Origin of the sequence: Bacillus sp. 95MFCvi2.1, from assembly GCF_000374965.1 — a bacterium.
GTDB classification, from domain to species: domain Bacteria; phylum Bacillota; class Bacilli; order Bacillales; family Bacillaceae_G; genus Bacillus_A; species Bacillus_A pseudomycoides.
In genome coordinates, this window is sequence record NZ_KB895717.1 from 42,506 (window position 1) to 49,079 (window position 6,574).

General features: G+C 37.9%; 8 protein-coding genes and 1 rRNA gene. All 9 read left to right on the forward strand.

Features of this window, described 5'->3' with window-relative positions; genetic code table 11:
* Positions 1-4: 4 nt before the first annotated feature.
* The gene (pabA, locus tag C568_RS0125200) at positions 5-592 is read left to right on the forward strand and encodes an aminodeoxychorismate/anthranilate synthase component II (RefSeq protein WP_029427745.1); all 588 of its coding nucleotides are present in this window, start codon (positions 5-7) and stop codon (positions 590-592) included.
* The gene (gene pabC / locus C568_RS0125205) at positions 586-1,458 is read left to right on the forward strand and encodes an aminodeoxychorismate lyase (protein WP_018783073.1); all 873 of its coding nucleotides are present in this window, start codon (positions 586-588) and stop codon (positions 1,456-1,458) included. The genes pabA and pabC overlap by 7 nt, the downstream gene beginning before the upstream one ends.
* Positions 1,433-2,293 (forward strand): dihydropteroate synthase, encoded by an 861-nt coding sequence (gene folP, locus C568_RS0125210; RefSeq protein WP_026008711.1) that lies wholly within the window; start codon positions 1,433-1,435, stop codon positions 2,291-2,293. The genes pabC and folP overlap by 26 nt, the downstream gene beginning before the upstream one ends.
* Entirely contained in the window at positions 2,294-2,656 is a 363-nt protein-coding gene (folB, locus tag C568_RS0125215) for a dihydroneopterin aldolase (protein WP_003194288.1), read from the forward strand. It abuts the gene before it with no gap.
* Positions 2,653-3,168, forward strand: a complete 516-nt coding sequence (gene folK / locus C568_RS0125220; RefSeq protein WP_018767315.1) for a 2-amino-4-hydroxy-6-hydroxymethyldihydropteridine diphosphokinase — start codon at positions 2,653-2,655, stop codon at positions 3,166-3,168. Before folB ends, folK begins: the two co-directional genes overlap by 4 nt.
* Positions 3,120-3,323 (forward strand): helix-turn-helix domain-containing protein, encoded by a 204-nt coding sequence (locus tag C568_RS0125225; protein WP_000387032.1) that lies wholly within the window; start codon positions 3,120-3,122, stop codon positions 3,321-3,323. The genes folK and C568_RS0125225 overlap by 49 nt, the downstream gene beginning before the upstream one ends.
* A gap of 23 nt (positions 3,324-3,346) precedes the next feature.
* Positions 3,347-4,345 (forward strand): tRNA dihydrouridine synthase DusB, encoded by a 999-nt coding sequence (gene dusB / locus C568_RS0125230; protein WP_003194292.1) that lies wholly within the window; start codon positions 3,347-3,349, stop codon positions 4,343-4,345.
* Positions 4,346-4,508: 163 nt separating this feature from the next.
* Positions 4,509-6,002, forward strand: a complete 1,494-nt coding sequence (lysS, locus tag C568_RS0125235; protein WP_003194294.1) for a lysine--tRNA ligase — start codon at positions 4,509-4,511, stop codon at positions 6,000-6,002.
* 383 nt (positions 6,003-6,385) lie between these two features.
* Positions 6,386-6,574: ribosomal RNA gene (locus C568_RS0125240) — 16S ribosomal RNA — on the forward strand; the annotation flags it as partial.

The window sequence follows — 6,574 nt, forward strand, 5'->3', positions numbered from 1 at the left end:
AGAAATGATATTGATGATTGATAATTATGATTCTTTTACATTTAATTTAGTGCAATTTCTTGGAGAACTTGGACAAGAGCTTATCGTCAAGCGCAATGATGAAATTACCATTTCAGATATTGAACAAATGAAACCTGACTTTATTATGATTTCACCAGGTCCTTGTAGTCCGAATGAAGCTGGTATAAGTATGGATGTCATTAAATATTTTGCAGGAAAGATTCCTATTTTTGGTGTGTGTCTAGGTCATCAATCGATTGCACAGGTTTTCGGAGGCGATGTTGTTTGTGCGGATCGTTTAATGCATGGAAAAACTTCTCTTATGTATCATGATGGAAAAATGATTTTTGCAGACATTCCAAATCCATTTACAGCAACGCGTTATCATTCTCTTATTGTAAAAAAAGAAACATTGCCAGAATGTTTAGAAGTGACATCTTGGACAGAAGAGGGAGAGATTATGGCGCTTCGTCATAAAACATTGCCAATTGAAGGAGTGCAGTTTCATCCAGAATCCATTATGACTTCACATGGGAAAGAATTGCTGCAGAACTTTATTCGGAATTATAGTCCAAGTATATCATCATGTTAATTTATGTGAATGGCACGTATGTGGAAGCGGATGAAGCGAAAATCTCTCCATATGATCATGGGTATTTATATGGGTTAGGTGTTTTTGAGACGTTTCGTATTTATAATGGTCATCCGTTTTTATTAGATGACCACTATGAACGTTTAATGGATGCTCTTTCTACGTTGCAAATCAAATGGACGATGACGAAAGATGATGTGCTGTGCATTTTACAGGAGTTACTTGTAAGGAATAGGATAGACCATGCGTATGTGCGCTTTAATGTATCGGCTGGTATAGATGAAATAGGTTTACAAACAGAGGTTTATGAAGAGCCCTCTGTTATTGTGTTTATAAAGCCTTTAGCAGTCCCTGGTGTAGTGATGGAAAAGGAAGGCGTTATTTTGAAGCAAATACGAAATACGCCGGAAGGAGCATTTCGTTTAAAGTCCCATCATTATTTAAATAACATTTTAGGAAAACGTGAAATTGGAAATGTTGTGAACAAAGAAGGGATTTTTTTTACTGAAGCAGGCCACGTAGCGGAGGGGATTGTTTCGAATCTCTTTTTTGTAAAGGAGGGTATCTTATATACACCTTCACTTGAAACTGGGATTTTAAATGGAATCACTCGTGCGTTTATTATAAGGATTGCTGAAATATTAGATGTACATGTGGAAGAAGGTTTCTTTACACAAAAGGAGTTACTTTCCGCTGATGAGGTGTTTGTAACGAATTCTATTCAAGAAATTGTTCCGCTTAATCAGATTGGAGAATTTAATTTCCCTGGTAAAGAAGGAAAGGTTACAAAGTCTCTAATGTATGTATATGAAATGCATAGAGAAAATCTTTGGAGCCGAAATGAACTGCGAAGAGGAGATGTGTAGTGTGAAGTGGAATTATGATTTGCGCTGCGGCGAATATACATTGGATTTAAATACAAAGACATTAATCATGGGGATTTTAAATGTTACACCAGATTCATTCTCAGATGGTGGAAACTACGATGAGATGAACGCAGCTGTAAGTCATGCGAGAGAAATGGTGAGTAATGGAGCTGATATTATTGATATCGGTGGAGAATCAACTCGTCCTGGTTTCGCGAAAGTTTCGGTGGAAGAAGAGTTAGGGCGCGTAATCCCGATGATTCAAGCGGTTTCGAAAGAAGTGAAAGTGCCTATTTCTATTGATACGTATAAAGCTGAAGTAGCCAAGCAAGCAATTGAAGCGGGTGCTCATATTATTAATGATATCTGGGGAGCGAAGGCAGAACCGAAAATTGCAGAAGTTGCGGCACATTATAATGTGCCGATAATTTTAATGCATAATCGTGATAACACAAATTACCGTAATCTTATTGCGGATATGATTGCGGATCTATATGAGAGTGTTAAAATTGCAAAAGGTGCAGGTGTACCTGATGAGAATATCGTTTTAGATCCGGGTATCGGTTTCGCGAAGACGCCAGAACAAAATTTAGAAGCCATGCGCAATCTAGAAAAATTACATGTGTTAGGGTATCCAGTCCTTCTTGCAACTTCGAGAAAATCGTTTATCGGTCATGTTTTAGATTTGCCGGTAGAGGAACGTGTAGAAGGCACAGGAGCATCGATTTGTCTTGGTATTGATAAAGGCTGTGAAATGATTCGTGTTCATGATGTGAAGGAAATGGCACGTATGGCAAAGATGATGGATGCGATGATTGGCAAGGGGGTAAAATGATTGGATAAAATTTATATTCATGATATGGAGTTTTATGGCTATCATGGCGTATTTCCAGAGGAGAATAAATTGGGGCAAAGGTTTAAAGTGGATTTAACAGTGGAACTGGATTTAAAACAAGCGGGCGAAAGTGATAACTTAGAGCATTCGGTAAACTACGGGGAGCTCTTTGAACTTTGTAGACAAGTGGTAGAAGATCGAACATATAAGCTTGTAGAAAGTATTGCGGAAAATATAGCGGCGAATATATTGAATCAGTACGTAAGTATTTTGCGATGTACAGTAAAGGTTGTTAAACCGGATCCACCAATACCAGGGCACTATCGTGCTGTGGCGGTAGAAATTACGAGAGGCCGACCATGAAAAATGTAGTATATGTTGCGTTAGGATCAAATATTGGTGATCGTTATGTTTATTTATTGCAAGCGATTGAGCTGTTAAATAAAAATCCTCATATTCAAGTGGAGGATGTCTCTTCTGTATATGAAACAGATCCAGTGGGATATACAGATCAAAATCGTTTTTTAAATTTAGTTATAAAAATTTCTACCAATTTACTGCCGCAAGAATTGTTGAAAGTAACGCAAAAGGTTGAGATAGATTTAGGAAGAAAAAGGGAGATCAGATGGGGCCCGCGAACCATTGACATTGACATTTTGCTCTATAATCAAGAAAATATTGAAGCAGAGAATCTTATTGTGCCGCATCCGCGGATGTTCGAAAGAGCTTTTGTTATCGTTCCGTTGTTAGAGATCAATCAAGATATAAAACAAAACATTTCACGTTCGCAAGTAGATGAAATGAAAAGGCGAGAGGGAGTAACGGTATGGAAGCAGAAAAATGGGGAAGACGCATTCGTGCTTTTCGGAAGTTGAAAGGTTATACGCAAGAAGGTTTTGCAAAGGAATTAGGGGTATCTGTATCTGTTTTAGGAGAAGTAGAGAGAGGGAATAGAACCCCTTCTCAAGATTTTGTAGTAGAAGTTGCTAAGACATTAAATATTTCAATAGATGAATTAATGCCAAAGTGAGGGTAAAGTAAGGAGACAGTAGAGTGTTAAAGATTGCAAACATTGAGATGAAGAATCCAGTTGTACTAGCACCGATGGCGGGAGTGTGTAACTCTGCATTCCGTTTAACAGTAAAAGAATTTGGTGCAGGTTTAGTATGTGCTGAAATGGTAAGTGATAAGGCGATTTTATTTAATAACCAAAAAACATTAGATATGTTATATATCGATGAGAGAGAGAAGCCGCTAAGTTTACAAATTTTTGGCGGTGAGAAAGAAACGCTTGTTGGTGCTGCGAAATATGTAGATAAAAACACAACGGCGGATATTATCGATATCAATATGGGTTGCCCAGTTCCGAAAATTACGAAGTGTGATGCTGGTGCAAAGTGGTTATTAGATCCAGATAAAGTATATGAAATGGTAGCGGCCGTTGTAGATGCTGTGGAAAAACCAGTTACAGTTAAAATGCGTATTGGCTGGGATGAAGACCACATTTTCGCAATTGAAAATGCTAGAGCTGTGGAACGTGCAGGCGGTCAAGCGGTAGCGGTTCATGGACGTACACGTGTTCAAATGTATGAAGGGAAAGCGGATTGGGATATTATTAAACAGGTAAAACAATCTGTAAATATTCCTGTTATTGGAAATGGTGACATAGAAACTCCTCAAGATGCGAAACGTATGCTTGATGAAGTAGGGGTAGATGGCGTTATGATTGGACGTGCAGCTCTTGGGGATCCATGGATGATTTATCGTACGGTAAAATATTTAGAAACAGGGGAATTAATGCCGGAACCAACAGTGCGTGAGAAAATGGATGTATGTATGTTGCACTTAGATCGTCTTATTGACTTAAAGAATGAAGATATTGCAGTAAGAGAGATGAGAAAGCATGCAGCTTGGTATTTAAAAGGTGTTCGTGGTAATGCGAGAGTACGTAATGCAATTAATACTTGTGATACTCGTGAAGATCTTGCCTCTTTATTAGGTGCATTTGTAGAAGAAGTAGAAGCAAAACAACAAACAATTCACGTTGGTTAAAAGGAGGGAAGAGAGAACGTTTGACATTCCTTCTCTCACTACCTATAATTACGTGAAAGAAAGAAGAACTGCCAGTATGCTACTGGCAGTTTTTCTAGTTGAGTAGAAAATGATATACTGTATATATTGTAAAATTTAATAGAGCTGGAGTGATATCAATACCATGGATAACATGAACCACGAAGAATTAAATGACCAATTGCTTGTTCGTCGTGAGAAGTTACATAACTTACGTGAACAAGGGATCGATCCGTTTGGTAAACGTTTTGAACGTACGAATTCAACGGAAGAATTATTAAACTTGTATGGAGAGTTCTCTAAAGAAGAATTAGAAGAGAAAGGAATCTCTGTTTCTATTGCTGGCCGTATTATGACGAAGCGCGGTAAAGGGAAAGCAGGTTTTGCACATATCCAAGATTTACACGGACAAGTTCAAATCTATGTTCGTAAAGATGCTGTTGGAGATGAGCAATATGAATTATTTAATACAGCTGACTTAGGTGATTTAGTAGGAATTGAAGGGAAAGTTTTCAAAACGAACGTAGGTGAGCTTTCAGTGAAAGCAACAGGATTTACGTTATTAACGAAAGCTCTTCGTCCACTTCCAGATAAATACCATGGATTGAAAGATGTTGAACAACGTTACCGTCAACGTTACCTAGATTTAATTACGAGCATGGAGAGTCGTGAAACATTTGTTACTCGTAGTAAAATCATTCGTGAAATGAGAAGATACTTAGATGATAATGGCTACCTTGAAGTGGAAACACCAATGATGCACGCGATTGCGGGTGGTGCTTCTGCTCGTCCATTCATTACGCATCATAATGCGTTAGATATGGAATTATATATGCGTATTGCAATTGAGTTACACTTAAAACGCCTTATTGTAGGTGGCTTAGAGAAGGTATACGAAATCGGCCGTGTATTCCGTAATGAAGGTGTGTCAACGCGTCATAATCCTGAATTTACAATGATCGAATTATATGAAGCATATGCTGACTATAAAGATATTATGAAACTAACAGAAAACATGATTGCTCATATCGCAAAACAAGTACTAGGTACAACAACAATCCAGTACGGTGAGCAAGAAATTAATTTAGAGCCAGAATGGACACGTCTCCACATGGTAGATGCAATTAAACAATATTCTGGAGCAGATTTCTGGAGCCCGATGAGCGTGGAAGAAGCACGTGCATTGGCGAAAGAACATGGTGTGGAAATTAAAGATACAATGGAAGTTGGTCATATTATCAATGAATTCTTCGAACAAAAAGTAGAAGAAAAGTTAATTCAACCTACATTTATCTATGGACACCCAGTGGAAATTTCTCCGCTTGCGAAAAAGAATGATGAAGATCCACGCTTTACAGATCGTTTCGAGTTATTCATTGTTGCTCGTGAGCATGCGAATGCATTTACGGAATTAAATGATCCAATCGATCAAAAAGAACGTTTTGAAGCGCAATTAAAAGAGCGTGAGCAAGGTAATGATGAAGCGCATATGATGGACGATGATTATATTGAAGCACTTGAGTACGGTATGCCTCCTACAGGTGGACTTGGAATTGGTATTGATCGTCTTGTTATGCTATTAACAAATGCGCCATCTATTCGCGACGTGCTGTTATTCCCAGCGATGCGTCATAAGTAAGACTAATCTAAGCTTTGGAGATTTCTCCAAAGCTTTTCTTTTTGTCATATAATGAAGTTAAAATGATTCATTTACTATATAGAAGAAAGGTGTCTTTATGTAGGGGGATTGATACTGTTTTTATACTTTTTGATTAGGTTAAAAATTTTATTGAAAAAACTATTGCATTTTAATAAATGAACTGGTATATTTATATTCGTTGTCACGAAAGACAACAAAGAAAACAAACGAAAACAACTTTTAAGATAAAAAAGTTGTTGACGAAAATGTAACGAAATGTTATATTGATAAAGTCGCTTCGGCGGCAATGAGTTCTTTGAAAACTGAACGAAACAAACAACGTGAAACGTCAATTTTTATTTTAGATGCTAGACAAACTAACTTTATTGGAGAGTTTGATCCTGGCTCAGGATGAACGCTGGCGGCGTGCCTAATACATGCAAGTCGAGCGAATGGATTAAGAGCTTGCTCTTATGAAGTTAGCGGCGGACGGGTGAGTAACACGTGGGTAACCTGCCCATAAGACTGGGATAACTCCGGGAAACCGGGGCTAATACCGGATAACATTTTGC